The following is a 20274-nucleotide window of genomic DNA, read 5'->3' on the forward strand; positions in this document are numbered from 1 at the left end:
GTCTGCGGCGCGACGGCGCAGTGAACCTATCTGCGCCCGAACCAGCCCCGCCGACGCCGCTCCCCTCGCTGCGTCCCGCCATTTCCCCGCAACCAGCGGGCGCGCAGAGCGCGCACGCGCTCCTCCATCTCTGCCCGCTCACTCTCAGTCGTGCACTCGCCGACCAACTGCAGGTCTCGCCGACCGGCATGACAATACGGGCAAGCCGTATACATCTCGTAGGCGGCCGTGTCCGCTCCGCAGGACTTGCAGAAATAATAGTATATCTTCTCTGCCATGTGCCATGTTCCCTTCGTTCCCCTAGGACGTTTGCCTCGTCTTCTCTGTATCGGGTCCAGCCCCGTGTAGACGGACAGCGCCCTGACTGTCCCTCACCCCAAGTTGCCAAACTTCATCTTTAGTGCATTTTACCAGCTGCAAACAGCCTGGTTCCATAGGCCAATGTGTCGAGCCTTGTCAAATCGCGTTGAAGAACCAACGAGCATCCGCCTCACGCTTCCGTACGGTCCGTCCGCGTCGACGCGGTTTCGAGCACGCGCAAGGCGCCGGCGAGCATCGCCTTGACGGCAATCGGCAACGCCGCTTCATCGACCGTGAAGCGCGGGTGGTGGTGCGGGTACCGGATGCCCTTGTCCGGGTTGCCCGCTCCCACGAAGAAGAACGTGCCGGGCGCCGCCTGCTGATACGCGGAAAAGTCCTCTCCACCCATGGTCTGCACCGCATCCACCACGACGCCGGGACCAAACACGCGCGTCAACGTCTGGCGCAGGGTCTGCGTCAGCTTCTCGTCGTTGACGACCGGCCGGTATCCGTATTCGTAGCGAAATTCGTAGTCCGCCCCGTGCGCCTCTGTCACACCGCGGATGACGCGCTCCATCCAAACGGGCGCCGATTCACGCAGCTCCTGCTTGAAGCTGCGCACGGTCCCGCTCAGCTGCACCTCATTCGGGATCACATTGGTGGTACTGCCGCCCGCAATCTGCGTGACAGAGAGCACGAGCGGATCGAGCGGATCATTGTAGCGAGAGACCACATGCTGCAGGTTGGTGATCACCTGCGCCGCGACGGTGATGGGATCGACCGTCAGGTGTGGCTGCGCGGCGTGGCCGCCCTGGCCGCGTACGGTCAGGTAGAACGTGTCTGGAGCGGCCATCAAGTGACCCGGTTTGAGCGCCACCTGGCCGCATGGCAACGGTGCCCACAGATGCAGGCCGAGAACGGCGTCCACGCCCTTGAGCACACCCAGATCCACCAGCTCCTGGGCGCCGCCCGGATACACCTCTTCCGCGTGCTGGAAGATAAACCGGACCTCCCCGGCAACCTCCTCACGCATGCGGCTGAGCACCTTCGCGACGGCCAGCAGGACGGCGGTATGCCCGTCATGGCCGCAGGCGTGCATAACCCCTGGGTTTTGCGACACGAATTCGAACTCGTTCTCCTCCTGAATCGGCAGCGCGTCCATGTCCGCCCGCAACGCCACCACACCTCCCGGGGCCGATCCGATAAGGCGCGCGACGACGCTGGTGCGCGTGGGGCGCGTCAGTTCGAAGCCGCCGAATGCCTGCAGGGTGTGGTAGACAAACTGGGCCGTCTTGCGTTCTTCAAACGACAGCTCCGGGTGTTGGTGCAGGTGCCGCCGCCAGCGGACCACGTCACTCGCCACCGTCTCCACCAGGTGATCCAGGTCGTGCAGGACCATCGCCATGGTGAACCCCCCTTTTGTGCGTGTTGAACCGTTCCCTGCCACATGCTGAACCCGAACTCCTCGTTCTCGCTATTGTCGTCTATTATAGCTGTTTCGGTATTTTTCTGACTAGCATGGACCAGCCGCGGGCGATATTGTGTCCCTGGTCCGCCGTCGGTCGCCGTGTCCTCCATCGACGCCGGCGTGTGGTAAAGTGAGAGAAGATGGAGAGGATGGATGCGGATGAACCCTGCTGTCTATACGGATATCCACGCCCACGTGCTGCCGGGTGTGGACGACGGACCGGCGGACGTGGCGGCCAGCCTGCGGTTGTTGGAGGCGTTCTCCGGACAGCAAGTCGGCCGCATCTTCTGCACGTCTCATTACCTGAGCCCACATTTTACGGTCGACAAACAACAGCTGCGAGACGCCTACCAGGCGCTCCAAGACGTCCGAGCCATGGCTGTCGGTGTCGGCGCCCCCGGTTCGGACCGGGCAGAGGCCGAGCCCACATCCTCATCCGGCAGCGCGGCGGCTTCCGGCCCAGCGGCACCGGGTGCGGCCGAGACGGCTGCCGGCGAATCCCCGACCACCCGTGCCCAAGCGGCCTCAATCGAGTTGGCGCTCGGAGCGGAGGTACGGCTGACCGGCGACATCGTCGAAGACATTCGAGGCCAACAGGTGCCCACACTGGGCGGCACCCGCTATGTGCTGGTGGAATTCCCGAGCCACAACATCCCCGAGGAGGCACTGGCCTGGGTGTACGAACTCCGCATCCGCGGTTACCGGCCCATCATGGCCCATCCAGAGCGCAACCTGGAGGTCCAGCGGCACCCGGAGCGGGTGGCCACGCTCATCGAAGCCGGACTTTTGTTGCAGCTGACGGCCGCCTGCTTTGTCAGCCCGCCGCAGCACCGCCACCGGGCGGATGACCTGGCCTGGGACATCCTGCGCGCCGGCCAGGCCAGCCTCATCGCCTCCGATGCGCATGATGCACACCTGCGCGCTCCCCTGCTGGCGGACGCTTACACGGCCATCCGCGGAGAGTTGGGCGACGACGTCTGCGACGCGCTCATCGCCAACGCCAACGCCGTCTGGATGGACGAAAAGTGCCAGACCGTTCCCGCCGTCCCCGCCAAGCGACGCTTTTCGCTGCCGTGGCGGCGGTGAGCGCCCATCCCTGCATGCGCCCAGCGTTTTCCACAGACATTAAGCGACACAGAGCTGTCGCAGATGTGTCAATTCTGCCGTCCACCGTGGATGCTATGATAGACAGTGGCAATGGTCATGGAAGGAAGGTGCAGCATGAGCCGCCGCTGGAAGCGCCTGCGCTTCAACCCCCGCAGAGCCAACCGAAGACGGGCTGGCCAAGCCGAGGACAACGCTAATTCGGAGCGCTTGCTGCGGCCGCATAACCGCCGCATCAACTTTGTCTATGGCGTCGTCTTCGTCACCATGTCCGCCCTCGTCCTGCGACTGGGCTATGTTCAGATCAACCAGGGAGATTACTTCCGTCAGCAGGCCGCCACGGCCTCGCTGAACCGGGTGCCGGTCCTGCCGCCGCGGGGCTGGATCTACGACACCAATGGCAACCTGTTGGCCTACGACAAGCCAACGTACAGTGTGACGCTGACCAGGTTTGGCAACGACGAACAGGACTTCAACCGCATGGCGGAGCTCCTGGCGCCGGTCTTCCACACCTCCTGGAAGAAGTTGGCGCATACCATGCGGTACGAGAACGAGCAATACCAGGACATCACCCTGTTCAAGAACATCGACGACAAGCAGCTGGCGTTTATCCAGGAGCACCTGAGCCAACTGCCGGGCCTGTCGATCCAGACCAACGGCCAACGCACCTATCCGAACGGCGATCTGGCGGGTCAGGTGCTTGGATACATCGGACAGATTCCGAAAACGGAGCTCAAAAGCTACCTGGACGGCCAGTACAACGGCATCAAGTACAAGATGACACAGTACGTGGGCCGGACGGGCATTGAGAAGGAGTACGAAAAGTTACTCCAAGGCCAGGTCGGCGAACAGATTGTCGCCGTCAACGCACGGGACAAGTCGCAAAGTCAACTGGGGTTTTCCCCCGAGCCCGAGCCTGGCAAGTATCTGCAGCTGACGCTGGACGGCCATCTGCAAGCGATGGCGCAGGAGGCCGTAATCAACGAGGTCCAACACTCCAAGTACGCAAACGACATCAGCATGGCCTCGGCCGTCGTACTGGACGTCAAAACCGGTGGCGTCCTGGCCATGGTCAGCTACCCCTATTTCGATCCGAACTGGTACACACCGGGCAACGGCGGCTACCAGAAGCACGCGCAATACCTGAGTAATACCCTGGCCCAGATCAACACCACCATCAGCAGTGCGCAGCCGCCCGGATCGACCGTGAAACCGGCCAACCTCATCACCGGCCTGGAGGCGGGCGTCTTGTCCTCCACGACCGATTGGCTGGACGTGCCCTATCTCGACGTGGCCAACCAGATCATCAAGGACGACGCCAACCACGGCTGGGTGACCCCGGTAAAGGCGATCGCCGAGTCGTGCGATGTGTTCTTCTACCGCGTCGGGCTGGCTCTGGCGAACTGGGTCGGCTCGACCATGCATAACCCCGGCCATCCCGCCGGAAAGAGCTTGACCGACTGGCAAGAGACGGATTTCTGGAAAGGGTACGTGCGTCTCTTGGAGGGCGAGTGGCGATTTGGCCTCGGGCAGCTGACCGGCATCGATCTGCCGGGCGAGATTGCGGGTAAAGCCTGGATTGACAACTTTGAGACGGGCAAACCCCAGTACATTCAGTTAAACAAGGTGGCCCAGGAGCTCAAGGACAAAGGCAAGGTCGACCTGTTGGCCGCGCCGCCCGATGCGGCCTGGGCGGCCATCGGCCAGATGCAGCAATTCACGCCCATTGAATTGGCGCAGTACGTGGCGACGATTGCCGACAATGGCAAGCGGCTGCAGCCGCACCTGTTGAAGGCGGTTTACAACCCAACCTTGCAACAGCACCTGTCCAAGGACGCCAAGCCGATTGAGACCGTCAAGCCGAAGGTGCAGGCCGATCTCAAGATCAATTCGGCGTATCTGAAGCTGGCCCAGGAAGGCATGCGCGGCACCTGCAACACACCCGGGGGCACCGCCTACACGGTGTTCCAGGACGCGCCGTATGTGGCGGCCGGCAAGACGGGTACCGCCGAGATCAGCCTGCACAACCAGCGCATGGACAACTCGGTGTTTATCGGCTACGCGCCGTACAACAACCCCGAAATCGCAGTGGTCGTGATGGTTCCCGGCGCAGGCTTCGGCGCCGACACCGCCGCGCCGGTCGCGCGCCAGATCATGGACACCTACTTCCAGGAACACCACCAGTTCTTCCCCAAGAAAGATTGGCAGAACACGGCCATCCCGGCAAACTGGAAGCAGTCGGCCGCCTACAAGCAGCCGGAACAGGAGAAATAAGCCCCGTTCCGGCTTCTTTTCTCTTCACCCTGCCGACGCTGTCGAAACGCGCACACAGTTTGCTCAGAAATGCTATGATATGCCTAGATTTCGTCATCCTGTGTCTCGTCGTCTGATCTTGAACTTTCCGTACTTGGGGAGGGATAAATGCCGTTGGCACGTCGATCCCGCTCATGGTTTCTCTCGCACAAAAAGAGACACCGCTCCGCAAAACCGAACCCGCCACGGGCCCCGAAGCGGCAACCTGTCGAGGAGGAACCGACGGCGGCGCCGCACCGCCCCCACACAGCCCGCGTCAACTTTGTCTATGGCTTCGTCTTCATCGCCATGGGGTGCCTCATCCTGCGTCTTGGCTTTGTGCAAATCAATGAAGGCGCCTCCTTCCGCAAGCAGGCTTCAACGGCGTCCATCCAAAAGGTGGCCGTCCTGCCTTCGCGCGGCTGGATCTTTGACACCAACGGGAACCTGCTCGCCTACAACAAACCGTCGTATTCGGTGACGCTGGACGTGTTTTCGGATACCAAGCAGGATTTTCACAGCATGGCGCAGCTCCTGGCGCCCGTCTTTCACGTGAACGCCAAGAAGCTGGAGGACACCATGGAGCAAAAGGGTGTACCCACAAGTAAGCGCTTGGCCCAGATCAGCCTGTTCAAGGACATCAGCAAGAAACAGCTGTCGTTCATCGAGGAGCACCTGGACTCCCTGCCCGGCGTCGCCATTCAGTCGGACGGCATGCGCGAGTACCCGTACGGAGATCTGGCCGGGCAGGTGCTTGGCTACACCAGCTCCATCACCCAGGATAACGAAGACCAATACCTGCACCCCAAGGACGGCGGCCCAAAGTACCTGCTGAGCCAGAAGGTCGGAACAAGCGGCATCGAACAGGAGTACGAGCGGCTGTTGCAAGGCACCGTCGGTAAACAGGAAGTCCTGGTGGATCCGTCCGGAGACAGCCAGCAGCAGTTGGGCTTCAATCCGGCGCCACAGCCGGGCAAGACCCTGCAGCTGACGCTCGACGGCCACCTCCAGGCGGTGGCCCAAGAAGCGTTGTACTCGCAACTCTTACACACCAAAGACGCGAGCGAGATTCCGTTTGCCTCCGCCGTGATGATGGATGTGCACACCGGCGCGGTGTTGGTGATGGCCAGCTATCCGTATCTGGACCCCAACTGGTACACCCCGGGCAACGGCGGCTACCTGAAACACCAGGACTACCTGAACACACCCGGGGGGGCACAGACCAACCACGTCATCCAAGGACCGCAGACGGTCGGATCGACCGTGAAGCCGGCCAACCTGATTCTCGCTCTGGAGGCGGGCGTCATCACACCCTGGACGACCATCGCGGACTCCTACTACACGAACCTGGGCGGGTACATTGCGCATGACGATGCGAACCACGGGATCGTGGATCCCATCAAGGCGATTGCCGTCTCATGCGACACGTATTTCTACGAAATTGGCCTGCACTTTGCCAAGTGGTTCGGCGCGACCGCGCAAAACCCCGGTGCCCCGCAGGACGGGAAATCGCTTTTGTCCTGGGCGACGACCGACTTCTGGCAGGGGTACGTGAAGCTGATGATGGGCGAGTGGAGCTTTGGCCTGGGCCCGAAAACGGGTATTGACCTGCCCGGCGAGGACATGGGCAAGTGGTGGGTGGACGAATTGGGGAATCAGGCGAAGCAGCCAACGGTCGTTCCGGCTGAAGTCGCCAAGACGCTCAAGAAAAAGGGCCGTGTGGACATCCCCGCTTCGCCCGCGGACGCGGCGTTCATCGGGATGGGACAGATACAGCAGTATACACCCATCCAACTGGTGCAGTACACGGCGATGCTGGCCAACGGCGGCCAGCGCATCCAGCCGCACGTGCTGAAGGCGGTCTACCCCTCGGTGATGAAGCCGACCCTGCCCAAGGACGTCAAGCCGTTGCAGGTGGTCAAGCCACACGTGGAGTCGACGGTGAAGATCAAGCCGGAGTACCTGCAGATTGCCCGCGAGGGCATGCTCGGCGCGCTCAACAGTCCGGGGGGCACAGCCTACGATGTCTTTCACGACGCGCCGTACAAGGCCGCCGGCAAAACGGGTACGGCGGAGATCACCATCAACCAGCACAAGGTCGACAACTCGGTGTTCATCGCCTACGCGCCGTACGATAAGCCGCAGGTAGCGATTGCGGTGATGATTCCGGGCGCGGGCTGGGGCGCAGACGCGGCGGCGCCGGTGGCGCGCAAGATCCTCGATTCGTACTTCAAGGAGCACCACGCGTCGTTCTTCCCCAAGAAGGACTGGGAGAGCACGGCCATCCCGGCCAATTGGAAGCAGTCGGTCGCTTACAAGCAGCCGGAGGAGACGCATTAGGCCGGCGAGGGCGTGCAGGTGGCAGGCCAGTGACGCGTGCCAAGCCCGCTTAGCCCGCCGGGACGGCGGGCTTCACCAGAGCCTTGGTCGCGCGTGATGCGGGCGGATCAACGAGCGGGGCCCTGTCGCTGATAGTAGTCGAGCGTCTCGGCCAGGCCGGCGGCCAGCGTATACCGCGGCTCCCAGCCGAGACCCGCGCGGGCAGCTTCGTTGGCCAGCGAGCTGTGCCGGATATCGCCGGGGCGCGGCGGAGCGTGTTCGGGCTCCAGCTCCCGGCCCAACACCTCGCTCATGGTCCGCAACAGTTGGTTGACGCTCGTGCGCTCGTTGCGGCCGATGTTGAAGGTGCCTCCATCCCCCGCAGTCAATGCCGCCACATTGGCGGCTGCAACATCTTTGACATAGATGAAGTCGCGCGTCTGCTCCCCGTCGCCGAAGACGACCGGGCGCCGGCCCGACAACAGGCAATCGACGAACACCGATACCACCCCACCTTCGCCTTGCGGATCCTGACGGATGCCATACACGTTGGCGTAGCGCAGGATGGTGTGGCGCATGCCGACAGACTCGGCAAACATGCGGATGTACAATTCCGGCGCGTATTTGGAAGCGCCGTAGGGAGATATCGGCCGAATCGGGTGCCGCTCATCCACAGGCAGATAGGCCGGATTCCCATAGACTGCGGCGGAAGAGGCGTAGATCAGCTTGGCGACACCCGCGTGCAAACAGGCCTGCAGCAGGCGCAGCGTGCCGAGGATATTGACGGTCGCGTCCCAGACCGGGTCTGCCACCGACAGTGGCACGGAGATCTGGGCGGCATGGTGGATGACCACCTGCGGACGCTCCGCCGCGACAATCGCGTCCAAGTCGTCCCCCGCCAGATCCGCCTGGTAGAACGTCACCCTGGACGGCACATGTTCTCTTCGGCCCGTGGACAAGTTGTCCAGCACGGCCACCTCGTGCCCACTGGCGACAAGCGCGTCGACAACATTCGATCCGATGAAACCGGCGCCGCCGGTGACCAGCACTTTCAGTATGTTCACCCCTTTGGCGCGATATCTCTGTTCTCTCCCTATTCTAGCGGTGGCTGTGTGTGGCGGAAACCGCACCTGCCATGAAAATTTGCCCAAATGACTTGCATCTGCGGCCGCAGCAAGGCAAGATGTATCAGTGACCATGTGTCGAAACCGGGACTGTGTCCATCACTGCGGGTCACGCATGTGAGCGAGGCAACTTGCAATGTGGCCGACCAATTCTTGAGCGACGGCCGCGGGGAGGCCGACCAATGCATATCGGGATGGGAGTACGACAGGCCATGGGCATCCTCAGTCCACGCGTCGGGTTTTCACCATACATCTCGTTTGACCGCGACGAATGGGCCCGCCTGCGCGATGCCACACCCCTGCCGCTGACCGAGGAAGAGCTGGAAGGGTTGCGCGGCCTCAACGAAAACATATCGCTGGCGGAAGTAGAGGCGATTTACCTGCCGCTGTCGAGGCTGCTGAACCTGTACGTGGCCAACCGGCAGGACCTATACCGCGCCACCAGTGGCTTTTTGGGCAGCCAGAGCGCCGAAGTGCCGTACATCATCGGCATCGCCGGGAGTGTGGCGGTGGGCAAGAGCACGACAGCGCGCATCATACAGGCGCTGCTCAAGCGCTGGCCCAACCACCCCAAGGTCGACCTGGTGACGACCGACGGGTTTCTGTACCCCAACCGCATCCTGGAAGCCCGCGGTCTGATGAACCGCAAGGGGTTCCCGGAGAGCTATGACATTCGCCGTCTGCTTCAATTTGTCGCCGATGTCAAGTCGGGCAAACCGGAGGTTGTCGCGCCGGTGTACTCTCACTTGACATACGACATCGTGCCTGGGGAGTATGAGGTCATCCGCCAACCGAACATCGTCATCTTGGAAGGACTGAACGTGCTGCAGACCGGCACCTCGGATGGACGGCGCAGTCCGCGGGTGTTCCTCTCGGACTTCTTCGATTTCTCCATCTACGTGGACGCGGACGTGCGCTACATCGAGGAGTGGTATGTGGACAGATTTCATACCTTGCGCCGGACGACATTCCGGGACGAGCACTCGTACTTTCATCGCTACGCGTCCCTGACCGACACCGAGGCGGAGGCTGTGGCGCGGCGCATTTGGCATGAGATCAATGAGCCCAACCTGCGCGAGAACATCGCCCCGACCAAGGCGCGGGCCGACCTGGTGCTGGAGAAAGGGGAGGGCCATACCGTGCAGCAGGTGCACCTGCGTAAGCTGTGAGTGGACGGAGCCCCGGTCCGCGGGTTATTCCAGACCCAGTTCATCGCGTCCCGCGTCCACCCGCACAGCCAGGGTGCAAAAGCTGCACACCAGTTCGGTGATACCCTGCCGGCGCAATCGCTCAAGCGCGGCTTGGGCGGCTTGCTTCTGCTGCTGCCAACGGGCCGCGTCGCCGCGCACGGTGGCGAGCTGCATCATGGCCTCGGTGAGCCGGGTCACCTCGAGTTCGCGGCAGTAGTCCTCAAGCAAGATGTAGCGGCCGCGCGGCAGAACCACAGTGCTCGGCCACTGGCCGTGCTGGTCTTGATATTGTCGAACCTGCTCGTCAATCTCCCGCAGGAGTAAGTCGAACAAGCGATGCCCATGGCTTGCCGTCACAGCGCCACCCCACCCGTTGATCTCTCTGTGTCACGGATTCTTCCATGATTACCACGATTCGTGATGGGGAAACAAATTCCTGCAAGGAGCCCGCGGATTCAATCTGCGTGGATATAATGGGGAATGGAGCGTGGTCTCGAGTGGCCAGTTGACGGAGAGATGGCCATGTGGCATAGTTGCATTACGGCGACTAAACAATATAGCCACTAAACCATTTGCCAAGACGGAATATTGCCGCTTCGTGCGGCGAGAGTGGAGGAATGCTGTTTGGAACAGGAGAACGTCCTGCCCAAGGAGCAATCGGGCACGTTTATTCGCCACCGCGCGATGCTCATCACCGGCCTTATCATCGCGATGCTGTTTGGCGCGTTGGACCAGACGATTGTGGGTACAGCGATGCCGCGCATCGTCGGCGACCTGGGCGGCCTCGCCTACATGACCTGGCTGACCACCGCCTACATGCTGACGTCCACCACCGTGGTGCCCATCGCCGGCAAGTTGGCCGATTTGCTCGGCCGGCGCGTGGTCTACATTTCCGGGCTGGCGCTGTTCATGATAGGGTCCGCCCTGTGCGGGACGGCCCAGACCATGGACCAACTGATCATCTTTCGCGGCTTTCAAGGCATCGGCGGCGGCATCATGATGCCCATGGCCATGGTCATCATCGGCGACCTGTTTACCGGCGCCGAGCGCGCCAAGTGGCAAGGCGTCTTCGGCGCCATCTTTGGCCTGTCGTCCATCATCGGCCCGCAGATTGGCGGTTGGATTGTGGACGCACTGAGCTGGCGCTGGGTGTTCTACATCAATCTGCCGATAGCCCTCATCGCCATCGCCTTCATCGCCCTCGGCTTGGCCGGACATGAACGGCACGAGCGCGTCCAGTTTGACATCCTCGGCATCCTGACCTTGATTGTCGGCGTCGTCAGTCTGCTGCTGGCGTTCACGTTCGGCGGCAAGGACGCGCCGTGGACGTCCTGGAAGATCCTCGGCTTGTTTGCTCTCACGGTCATCGCCTTGGCCGCGTTTGTCTGGGCGGAGGCCAGGGCCAAGGAGCCCATCCTGCCGCTGCGCCTGTTCCGCAGCCGGATTTTCGTGCTCATCAACGGTGTCGGGTTCCTCATGAGCGTCGGCATGTTCGGCTCCATCATGTTCATCCCGCTGTTTCTGCAAGGCATCGCCGGCATCAGCCCGTCCGCGTCCGGGACCGCCATGACGCCGATGATGCTCACGGTCATGCTCGGCAGCATCGTGGGCGGGCGTCTGGTGACCAAGGTTGGCGTGCGCACCCAGACGGTGGCAGGGATGCTGATCATGGCGACGTCCTTCTACCTGCTCACGCACCTGAGCGTGCATACGGCCAGTTGGGTGGTTACCGTGTACATGATCATCCTGGGTCTGGGCCTGGGCCTGGTCATGCCGCTTTTGACCATCGCGCTGCAGGAGAGCTTCCCCAAGACCGAACTTGGGGTGGTCACCTCGTCCAGCCAATTTTTCCGCCAGATTGGCGGGACCTTTGGCATGACGATTCTGGGCGCCGTGCTCAACGCGCGTTCCAGCGCGCAGCTCACGGACGCGTTGGGGCCGTTCCTCAAGCAGGCCGGCAACAACCCAACCGTCGCCCATATTCAATCCATGATCACGACCAACGCGCAGGGGCTGTATTCGTCGCTCTTGAGCCCATCGGCGCTGGCCCAGATGCCGGCCGCGATTCGTAGGGCAGTCGTGCCTGTGCTCAAGTCCACCCTGGTGGATTCGCTGCACAGCGTGTTTCTCATTGGCATGCTGTTTGTCCTCTTGGGTGTGATCTGCGCCCTGTTCCTCGGACGCATCCACATCTCCAACTCGCGCGCGCCGCGGGCGAAACCGGTCGCCGAATAAGGAGAATGCTACTTCAGGCGCTGGGTGGCATCCACCACCGTCATCCAGCCCGTGAATTCAGCCCCACCGGCCCCGGCCGGATCGGAAATGTATTCAAAGCGGCCACTCGTCCAAGGGGCGAAGCCGATTGTCGACACCCGGCCAGGGGCTAAGGTCTCCGTGTAAATGCGGTAGTAGGGTATGGAAAACTGATGCTCCTTCTTGCCGACGTTGATCACACGCAGCTGCAGCGGCTGGTTCAGCGCCACCAAGATGTTTTGCGGGCGAAAGCCCGCGTCCGTGATGGCAATCTGCAGCGTACGCGGTTGGGCCTGGACGTGCGGAGCGGAGAGGGGAGAGAGCCCGGTTGCGGCGAACGCCGCTGCCGCCAAAGCCCAACGCCCCCATGTTGAACATCGATGCATAGTTACCACCTCAACCATAGATTTCCCGAATAGCCCGGAGGCATACGCGCCACTGGCCTCAGGAATCCGCAAATTCGTCAACGGTGAACACCCGGTCCTATAGAAATCGCTGGCTGTACGTGGTAGAGTATGTCTATCCATGTCGTTTGGACGGTTTGCGGCGCACTGTTGGCAGCACGGGATCGCCGTGGACACATGCCGCAGAGGCTATTCTGTTATGATGAGGGGAAAATATGGCGAATCGTGAAACCCGACGCGCGTCGGGCAAGCCGCGCAAAAAAAAGCGGCATATCCTGCGCAACACCCTGTTGTCAATCGCGGTCATCTTGGGCGCGGCGGCCGGGGTTAGCGCGTGGGAATACCACAAACTGCAACCGCAGAACCATTTCAGCAACCTGCCCATCGTCACTCCAACGGGCGAATCGAAGCAAAACACCACCCTGCCGAGCGGCGTGTTCAATGTTTTGCTCATCGGATCAGACCAACGCCCGGGAGAGAAGGCCAGCCACACCGATTCGATGGTGCTGGTGCACGTCGACCTTCAGAGCCACCAGTACAACATGCTCAGTATTCCGCGCGACACGCGGGTGTACATGCAGGGATACGGGTACACGAAGTTGACCAGTGTGCAATACATCGCCCAGTCCGTGCACGGCACCAAGGAGGGCATCCTTCAAGCCGTCGCAGCTGTAAGTCAACTGACAGGCGTTCCTATCAACTACTATGCGGAAACCAACTACTGGGGACTCCAGGACTTGGTCAACGCCCTCGGCGGCATCACGATGGACCTGCCGTTTGACGTACGTCTGACCCACCCATGGTATAAGGAAGACCGGGGCAAGGTGTACACCAAGGGTGTGCATACCATGACCGGCAAAGATGTCGCGGAAGTGGTGCATGAACGGGATTCTCTGCCCGGAACCGATTATGGCCGGCAGCAGCTGCAGCAACTGGCGCTGGCGGGAATCGCCAAGAAGGCGATGAGCCCGGCGGAGATTCCGCATCTGCCGGCGCTGGCCGCGGAGATTCCCAAATTCCTGATCGCCACCAACATGTCCACAGAGGATTTTTTGAGCCTGGGTTTGGCGGTGAAATCGGACTTCAATTCAAGCAGTGAAATTCACCATTACCAGGTACCGGGGACCAACGAGACGATGTACGACGACATCCTCAAGAATTATAACTCGGAAATTGTCCTGGATAAAACCAAGCTGCACCAAATCATTCAGGAGCATTTTGTCGGACGGATCGAAAACAACTCGGGCGGCAAGAGCTCCACAAGCGGCTGAGAAGTCTCCCGAGAGGGCGCTCGTCTGGATGAACCCGCCACCGACTTCCGCGTGGTCTCCGGCTCGTTCGGCCGTCGGTCAATCCCCCAGGAATAAGCGCGCAGCACAGTACGCCACGATGAACGACGCCACCAGGCAAACCACAAACCAGACCGCTGTGCGCAGCGCCGGGGACTTGCGCTCTCGCTCGCTTACTGGCGCCTGCGACGAATCCATGTCCGATTCATCAGCACGCCAACGTCCGGCTGGCACATCAATCAGCCGCGTGTCCTCCGGCGTCTGCTGGGGCGTGGCCCACGCGTGCTTGTCCACCGCTGCACCACCGGACGGCGCACGGCGGCTGGAGGACTCCCAGTGTTTACTAGATCGCGGCTCATCCGCCTCGCGCCCCTCCCGATGGGAGGAGGCGCCGGTGTCCAGGCTCTCGCTCAACGGTACACCTATCATCTCGGCCAATTCCACATCGTCTTTGCACCAGACCAAATCCAAGGGATAGAACAACGCGTTACCGTCAAAGTCGTGACCGACCGGACGGCCGCGATACAGTGCGATGAACACCCCGCGCCCGCGCGCGTCCGAAAGTGCCTGTTCCAGCCACGGGGTCTCTTCGCCCGGGCGCGCGTAGTAGCGGGAATTCAGGACGTAATTGCCTGCTTCAGCACTCTCCGCCGCTTCTATGTGTCGACGCGCCACGGCTGGGGATTCCTCAAAGCGAATGAAGACCAGGTACTCCACCTATCCGTACCACCTTCTGTCGCCATCTGCGGATCTCGATCGACCAAACTCGACATGATATGCCCTAGCATACCATGAATCCAATCCGTTCGACGACGCTGGCGGGAGCACCTTGACCAATTCCGCAACCCTTGTTATCCTGGGAACGGATTGGCTGGGAGCCGCGCGCTCTGACTCCGCTCCCCTGCGAAGTTCCTAGCGCGAATGCCAACAATGGATAGGAACCACCATATGACTGGCGGAACGTGGAGCACCACGAGGGAGTATGGTGGATAGAATACAGCCGACCGCCTGGGCGAACACGTACGAGGTACGTGTGTACAGCTCAGACGGTCTTTTCGTTAGGAGGGGCAGCTGATGACCATGCAACTGTGCGGCCGTGGCCTGGCTGAAGACATTCGCGCACGCGTTCGCGCGCAGGCGCTGGCGTGGCAGGCCCGCGGAGTCACGCCGCGAATGGTGACCGTGCTGGTGGAAGGTGATGCGGCTTCGGATTTTTACGCCAACGCCAAGCGCCGCACTGCCCGCCAGCTCGGCATCGAACTGGAGGTGCGGCAACTGCCCGCTGACACCTCGCAGGCGCAGCTGTTGTCGGTGCTGGAACAGTTGAACAGAGACCCGCTCGTGCACGGCATCATGGTCGAGCTGCCGTTGCCGCCAAGCATTGATACGCAGACCGTTACCGCCGCCATCCGCCCGGACAAGGACATCGACGGCCTGACGCCACACAACCGCATGGCCAACCTCTGCGGCATACCCGGCATTTATCCAGCCACGCCGGAGGCCTGCGTGCAACTGGCCGAGTATCACGGCTATCCCCTGGCCGGAAGACATGCCGTCCTGGTCGGGTGCGGGCAGACCGTCGGCCAGCCGCTGTTGCATCTGCTCCTGCGCAAAGGAGCCACCGTGACCGTCTGCCATATCGGTACCCCCGATCTGCGGGTGCACACGCGCCAGGCGGACATCCTGTTTGTCGCCGTCGGCAAGGCCGGCCTGATTCGTGAGGACATGGTGCACGAGCGGCTGTGGGTGATAGACGCCGGCATCAACGAATCCCCGGACGGTGGCGTGGTGGGAGATGTCCATCCGGCCGCCGCGGCCCGCGCGGCCGCCTGCTCCCCCGTCCCGGGCGGCGTCGGACCCGTGACCACCGCGCTCTTGTTCTCCAACTTGATGCAGGCTCTGCGTCTGCAGCAGCCGCGAAAGACGAAGCCGCAAAACAAGCCTGTAGGACGGGCTGGAGGAGGTGCCCAGTGGTGAAGGGATGGATGCCCACGGCCAGCGCCGCCACAGCCAGGCATTCTCCGCCGGGCACACCGCACCCATGTCAATAATATGTGCGCAGCACCGTCAGCCGACCGTCGCTGGCCAGCTCATAGTCGTCGATGCTCGCTGGCACCAACAGTGTGTCCCCGGCCTTGAGCGGCAGCTCTTCCTTCTGCCAGCGCAACACGCCCGATCCGTCCGCGCAGATGAGGATGTCCGGGTTGCCCGGGCGGCCGCTCTGCAGAGTCGCCGATGCCTGCTCCAACTCCACTTTGTCCAGCGTGAAATACGGACAGGTGACCAACCGCAGCATCGTCCAGCCATTCCCTTTGCCGAGGATGCGACGCTCGGTGGCGTCTTCCACATGCCGTTTCTGAGCCAGAAGCTCGTCCGCGTCATCCCGGAAGATCATGGCATCGGCCGCCCTCTCGACATGCAGCTCCCGCGGCCGTCCGTCCTTACCCACGCGATCCCAATCGTACACGCGGTACGTGACGTCCGAAGTCTGCTGCACCTCAATCACCATCGTTCCCCCCAACAGCGCGTGCAGGGTGCGCGACGGGACGTAGACCACGTCTCCCGGCTGAATCGGCCGGTACTCCAAGAAATCCTTCACCCGGCCCTCCAGCACCGCTGCCCGATATTGCTCGCGGTTCTGAAAACGGTGCCCGTAATTGACCTGGCCCCGCTCGGGGCACTTGAGCACGTACCAAGCCTCTGTCTTGCCAAAATCACCCTCGTGTTCCTTCGCGTAGGCGTCGTCCGGATGGATTTGCACGGACAAATCTGTACTGGCTTCCAGGAACTTCACCAACAGTGGAAAGCGGGGCTGCGGTGAGTCGCCCAGGTACTCCTCTGGATACTGTGCCGTCAGGTCCACCAGCGACTTGCCGGCAAGCCAGCCGTTGCTGACCACGCTCGTGCCGTTGGGGTGACCGGACAGCACCCAATACTCTCCTATCGGCGCCTCGGTGGCAACACCAAACCAGGACTTGAGCACACCCCCGCCCCAAATCCGTTCCATGGCGATGGGAGCGAACTTGACTGGATAAAACATGGCCATGCGCACCTTCCCCTTTCGGTATCATCCGTCCCATTGGGCGGCCAAAGGGCCTAACCACGCCCCGCGAACATAAAAAACCGCCCCTGCTGTCCAGCATGGCGGCCCGCCCGCCCACAGCGGCCTCTGGCTGCGGGTTTATCTCTGACCGACATCTTAGCACAGGGGATGGCCTCCGGCAAATCATGCCCGTGGCAAAATCCGGGATGCTCCCGCGCGAAGCGGATCACCACGGAGCCGATCATAAGGGGTCCTAGATCCACTACACGATTTAGCGCGCCCGATTCCATCGCCAGTTCAGCCTCAAGATGAGACCCAAAATCTATGATATGATAGCAGATATATCATAATATATCTTCGCAGATTTCGCAGATGGATTCATGCCTCTTTTAAGGCGGCAGAATCAGACCGACACAATTTTTGACACAATTTTTATGGAAGGATCGTTTCCCTGTTATGCATGAGCATACTTCAACGCCAATCAACACGGCTTTGCCAAACGACTCGAGCGATTTCCCAGTCACTCGCGAGAAGCATGTCGTAGACCGGCTGCGACACGCTATACTCGTGGGTCAGTACCGTCCCGGTGAGCGATTGGATCAGGCAGAAATCGCGAAGCAATTTCAGGTCAGCCTGAGCCCCGTTCGTGAGGCCATTCGGACGCTTTCTGCCGAAGGCTTAGTGACCATATATCCACACCGCGGTGCATTCGTCACCGAACGAAGCCCGGCAGAGATTGAGGAACTCCATTTTATCCGCGCCCTCCTGGAAGGTGCTGCCATCCGACGGGCGGTTCCGTACATGACCCCGGAGAGGCTAAGCCGTCTGCGTGAAATTATCCATCTCGCGGAGAACTCAGATGACTTCGTCACCATTCAGGCGTTGAATCATCAATTTCACCAGACCATATACACCGCCTGCGAGCAACCGAACCTCCTGGAGCTCGTGATGCACCTGCGCAACAAAGTGGCCCCCTATATTCGGTTGTACCTTGATTACGGGATGCGCAGTGAAGCATGGGAATCTCACCGCAAGATTTACGAGGCGTGCGCTAAAGGGAATGCCGCGCTCGCAGAACAAGAGATGCACGCGCATATCAATCAGGTGTGCCAAGGAATCCTTGCATCCCTGCGAAACGACGCCACAGCCACCGATGCCTCCAAAGAATCCCGCAGTTGAACTGTAGGATAGCGTCCCAAACGATCCTCCTCGCCGGATAAGCCAGCGAGCGGTACCGCATAGCACTAGAGTGGAGCACGGATAAGGTGCTTTACGACAGGTCGGCCGGATAAGGGATGTCCTCCGGCACATAGGTGACATCTAGCAAGAGTTTGCCTTTGTTCATGGGCGCTTCCATATCACTCCTCCACCGTTTCGACAACCGTCGCCAAACCTTGACCCACTCCCACGCATAGAGTGGCAAGCCCGTAGCGACCGCCAGCCTGGCGAAGCTGCCTCACCAACGTCCCAATCAGCCTCGCGCCGGAACAACCCAATGGGTGACCTAACGCAATGGCTCCGCCGTTGGGGTTCACCTTCTCCATCGGCAATCCCAGTTCGCGAATGCACGCAAGCGATTGAGAAGCAAATGCCTCGTTGAGCTCAATCCAGTCCAGGTCGTCGACCGACAGCCCCGTCTTTTTTAACACCTTTTGGGTGGCGCCAATCGGCCCGATGCCCATGATGCGCGGACTGACCCCCGACGCGGCAGAGGCAATGTAACGGGCCAACGGCTTCAGCCCCAGTTCACGCCCCTTTCGTTCCGAGACCAAGAGTAGCGCCGCGGCTCCATCGTTCAAGCTGGAAGAATTCCCGGCCGTCACCGTACCGCCAGGACGAAACGCTGGCCGCAGCTTGGCCAACGCCTGCCGCGTCGTCTGTGGACGAGGCTGCTCGTCCGCCTCGACCACCGTTTCTCCCTGTGGCCCCCGCACCACCACCGGGACAATTTCGCCCCGGAAGAAGCCGGCTTCCTGCGCTTTCGCCACCTTATGTTGACTGGAAAGGGCGAATTCGTCCTGGTCCTCGCGCGAGATGCCGAATTGTTCGGCCACATTTTCCGCGGTCTCGCCCATGCTCTCCAGCGGGTACGGAAAGTTTGGATTCCCCATGCGCCAACCCAAGGTAGTGTCCCACAATGTTTGATTCCCGCGGACAAATTCCACTTCAGGCTTGGGCAGTACCATCGGCGCACGCGTCATGCTCTCGACCCCACCGGCCACGGCGACGTCAATCTCCCCCAGCGCGATGGCGCGGGCCGCCTGGTTGACTGCCTCTAGGCCGGATGCGCAAAGCCGGTTGACCGTTACGCCCGGCACGCTGTCTGGAAGCCCGGCCAGCAACAGCCCCATTCTCGCTACGTTTCGATTGTCCTCACCCGCTTGGTTTGCACATCCCATCACCACTTCCTCGACTTGTCCGGCCTCCACGCCAGCGCGCCGAACCACCTCACGAATGACGTGCGCAGCGAGATCATCTGGGCGAACCCGCTTTAATGCACCACCGTGACGCCCAATCGGCGTTCGAACGTATTCCACAATCCATACGGATTCAAGCATGCTTCGCGGATACCCTCCCATCTCCTTGCGTTTCATTCGATTCAAACGTGAACTTTCGGAGGAGGCACAACCGGCACGAAAATCATGTCGACTGCGACCTCATCAGCCCAACTCCGGGCGCTCCCCGCGGAAAGCAAGTTCCAGCAATCGCCGAATCTCGGACCGCTTGGGCATACGGGGATTGTAAAATGAATCCGTCGTCACCAATTCGGCAACCTCATCCAAATCGGAAGCCTGCATGCCGAGCTCTTTCAAAGAGGACGGAATCTGGAAGCGACGCTCAAAGTCGTACAGCAAACCCGCAACCTCTGAAGGATGGGCATCCGGATGGCCCAACGCCCCCGCAATCGCCCGCATCGCTGAATCGGTCGCTGAGGCGTTGTAAGCCACCGCGTATGGCAAGACCACGGCGTGGGTCTCGGCGTGCGGCAGATTGCACTTTCCGCCTAGTGCGTGGCATAACTTGTGGTGCAGAGCCATTCCCACAGTGGCGAGAACCATACCGCCGATCCAGCCGCCGTATAGGGCTTCGGAACGTGCCTCCCGATCCTCAGGGTTCGCGGCGATGCTTGGCAAGCTTGCAGCCAGGGACCGGATCCCATCCTCGGCCACTCGGAAAATGAAGCGGCAGGTATGCACTCGTCATTCCTCCCGCACCGGATGCACCAAGACGGAACAACCGCTTGGTATCGCCCGGTCGCAAGTTTCCAAGTGGTATCCCGTGAAGTGGTAGAAATCCATCATTTGGATCCCAAGTATGGCAGTCTACTTTTTGTGTAACACAGAATCCGCTGCCAATCGTGGTGCGGGTCCCGGCTTCAGCTTTATCATGGACTCCATGCTCAAGCAGCGGAGAGATACCAGCCACCTCTTCGTGTCTTCCTGTAAGAAAGTCCACATCAGGCGGTTTACAAAGTCTCGCTTCTGGTT

Annotated in this window: 17 protein-coding genes and 1 riboswitch; of the genes, 8 read left to right on the top strand and 9 right to left on the bottom strand. The window is 61.2% G+C overall.

Going from position 1 to position 20274, the window contains the following annotated elements:
- Positions 1-26: 26 nt before the first annotated feature.
- A complete protein-coding gene (locus ASH01S_RS07010) occupies positions 27-278 on the bottom strand; it encodes a hypothetical protein (protein ID WP_067925652.1) in 252 nt (83 codons plus the stop codon).
- A gap of 212 nt (positions 279-490) precedes the next feature.
- Entirely contained in the window at positions 491-1699 is a 1209-nt protein-coding gene (locus tag ASH01S_RS07015; protein WP_067925755.1) for a M20 family metallopeptidase, read from the bottom strand.
- A gap of 228 nt (positions 1700-1927) precedes the next feature.
- Here ASH01S_RS07015 and ASH01S_RS07020 point away from each other — a divergent pair, with 228 nt between their 5' ends.
- From ASH01S_RS07020 to ASH01S_RS07030, 3 genes are all read left to right on the top strand, one after another.
- Positions 1928-2854 carry a tyrosine-protein phosphatase gene (locus tag ASH01S_RS07020; protein ID WP_067925655.1) on the top strand — a complete coding sequence of 309 codons (927 nt, stop codon included), beginning with the start codon at positions 1928-1930 and terminating at the stop codon, positions 2852-2854.
- 135 nt (positions 2855-2989) lie between these two features.
- Complete coding sequence (mrdA, locus tag ASH01S_RS07025; protein WP_067925658.1) at positions 2990-5146, top strand: penicillin-binding protein 2; 2157 nt, start codon at positions 2990-2992, stop codon at positions 5144-5146.
- 153 nt (positions 5147-5299) lie between these two features.
- Positions 5300-7504 carry a penicillin-binding transpeptidase domain-containing protein gene (locus ASH01S_RS07030; RefSeq protein WP_169794195.1) on the top strand — a complete coding sequence of 735 codons (2205 nt, stop codon included), beginning with the start codon at positions 5300-5302 and terminating at the stop codon, positions 7502-7504.
- 107 nt (positions 7505-7611) lie between these two features.
- Here ASH01S_RS07030 and ASH01S_RS07035 read toward each other — a convergent pair whose 3' ends face one another.
- A complete protein-coding gene (locus ASH01S_RS07035; RefSeq protein ID WP_245628965.1) occupies positions 7612-8547 on the bottom strand; it encodes an NAD-dependent epimerase/dehydratase family protein in 936 nt (311 codons plus the stop codon).
- A 272-nt stretch (positions 8548-8819) separates the two neighbouring features.
- Here ASH01S_RS07035 and coaA point away from each other — a divergent pair, with 272 nt between their 5' ends.
- Complete coding sequence (gene coaA, locus ASH01S_RS07040; protein ID WP_067925761.1) at positions 8820-9776, top strand: type I pantothenate kinase; 957 nt, start codon at positions 8820-8822, stop codon at positions 9774-9776.
- A 24-nt stretch (positions 9777-9800) separates the two neighbouring features.
- Here the strand turns inward: coaA and ASH01S_RS07045 are convergent, their stop codons facing one another.
- Positions 9801-10154: a hypothetical protein gene (locus ASH01S_RS07045; RefSeq protein ID WP_067925664.1), complete on the bottom strand. Its 354-nt coding sequence runs from the start codon at positions 10152-10154 to the stop codon at positions 9801-9803.
- A gap of 327 nt (positions 10155-10481) precedes the next feature.
- Here ASH01S_RS07045 and ASH01S_RS07050 point away from each other — a divergent pair, with 327 nt between their 5' ends.
- Positions 10482-12032: an MDR family MFS transporter gene (locus ASH01S_RS07050; RefSeq protein ID WP_067925763.1), complete on the top strand. Its 1551-nt coding sequence runs from the start codon at positions 10482-10484 to the stop codon at positions 12030-12032.
- A gap of 8 nt (positions 12033-12040) precedes the next feature.
- On the opposite strand, the gene ASH01S_RS17875 is transcribed toward ASH01S_RS07050, so the two are convergent.
- Positions 12041-12403: a cupredoxin domain-containing protein gene (locus ASH01S_RS17875; RefSeq protein WP_067925667.1), complete on the bottom strand. Its 363-nt coding sequence runs from the start codon at positions 12401-12403 to the stop codon at positions 12041-12043.
- A gap of 266 nt (positions 12404-12669) precedes the next feature.
- Here ASH01S_RS17875 and ASH01S_RS07060 point away from each other — a divergent pair, with 266 nt between their 5' ends.
- Positions 12670-13725 carry an LCP family protein gene (locus tag ASH01S_RS07060; protein ID WP_067925670.1) on the top strand — a complete coding sequence of 352 codons (1056 nt, stop codon included), beginning with the start codon at positions 12670-12672 and terminating at the stop codon, positions 13723-13725.
- Positions 13726-13803: 78 nt separating this feature from the next.
- Here ASH01S_RS07060 and ASH01S_RS07065 read toward each other — a convergent pair whose 3' ends face one another.
- A complete protein-coding gene (locus tag ASH01S_RS07065; RefSeq protein ID WP_067925673.1) occupies positions 13804-14460 on the bottom strand; it encodes a hypothetical protein in 657 nt (218 codons plus the stop codon).
- A gap of 221 nt (positions 14461-14681) precedes the next feature.
- A riboswitch (ZMP/ZTP riboswitch) is annotated at positions 14682-14764 on the top strand.
- A gap of 53 nt (positions 14765-14817) precedes the next feature.
- Between ASH01S_RS07065 and ASH01S_RS07070 the strand changes: the two genes are divergently transcribed.
- Complete coding sequence (locus ASH01S_RS07070) at positions 14818-15720, top strand: bifunctional 5,10-methylenetetrahydrofolate dehydrogenase/5,10-methenyltetrahydrofolate cyclohydrolase (protein ID WP_083516899.1); 903 nt, start codon at positions 14818-14820, stop codon at positions 15718-15720.
- Between the two features lie 67 nt (positions 15721-15787).
- On the opposite strand, the gene ASH01S_RS07075 is transcribed toward ASH01S_RS07070, so the two are convergent.
- Positions 15788-16789 carry a type I phosphomannose isomerase catalytic subunit gene (locus ASH01S_RS07075; RefSeq protein ID WP_245628967.1) on the bottom strand — a complete coding sequence of 334 codons (1002 nt, stop codon included), beginning with the start codon at positions 16787-16789 and terminating at the stop codon, positions 15788-15790.
- Between the two features lie 453 nt (positions 16790-17242).
- Here ASH01S_RS07075 and ASH01S_RS07080 point away from each other — a divergent pair, with 453 nt between their 5' ends.
- Entirely contained in the window at positions 17243-17965 is a 723-nt protein-coding gene (locus tag ASH01S_RS07080) for a GntR family transcriptional regulator (RefSeq protein ID WP_083516900.1), read from the top strand.
- A 179-nt stretch (positions 17966-18144) separates the two neighbouring features.
- On the opposite strand, the gene ASH01S_RS07085 is transcribed toward ASH01S_RS07080, so the two are convergent.
- Together ASH01S_RS07085 and ASH01S_RS07090 are read right to left on the bottom strand one after the other, a co-directional pair.
- Positions 18145-19344, bottom strand: coding sequence for a thiolase family protein (locus tag ASH01S_RS07085; protein WP_067925679.1), 1200 nt, complete (start codon positions 19342-19344; stop codon positions 18145-18147).
- A 102-nt stretch (positions 19345-19446) separates the two neighbouring features.
- A complete protein-coding gene (locus ASH01S_RS07090; RefSeq protein WP_067925682.1) occupies positions 19447-19983 on the bottom strand; it encodes a dehydroquinate synthase/iron-containing alcohol dehydrogenase family protein in 537 nt (178 codons plus the stop codon).
- Positions 19984-20274: the final 291 nt, after the last annotated feature.

This window comes from Alicyclobacillus shizuokensis NBRC 103103 (assembly GCF_001552255.1).
GTDB lineage: Bacteria > Bacillota > Bacilli > Alicyclobacillales > Alicyclobacillaceae > Alicyclobacillus_G > Alicyclobacillus_G shizuokensis.